Genomic DNA, 269 nt, shown 5'->3' on the forward strand with positions numbered 1-269 from the left:
GGAGCGCCGGTATCTGCTGGAGGAGCTGAACCGCACGGAGGTGGCGTATCCGTCGGAGCGGTGCATCCATGAGCTGTTCGAGGCGCAGGTGCGCCGGGCACCGGAGGCGGTGGCGCTGGTGCATGAGGGCGGCGAGCTGAGTTATGGGGAGCTCAATGCGCGGGCCAACCGGCTGGCGCACCATCTGGTCGGACTGGGGGTGAGGCCGGACCAGCCGGTGGCGATCTGCGTGGAGCGCAGCGCGGCGATGGTGGTGGGGCTCTTGGCGA

Annotated in this window: 1 protein-coding gene; it reads left to right on the forward strand. The window is 70.3% G+C overall.

Features of this window, described 5'->3' with window-relative positions; translation table 11 throughout:
• The coding region (locus AB4Y34_RS42300; RefSeq protein ID WP_368719360.1) for an AMP-binding protein at nt 1-269 on the forward strand (269 nt) is incomplete at both ends.

Source organism: Paraburkholderia sp. BR10954 (genome assembly GCF_040965775.1).
Taxonomy (GTDB): Bacteria; Pseudomonadota; Gammaproteobacteria; order Burkholderiales; family Burkholderiaceae; genus Paraburkholderia; species Paraburkholderia youngii.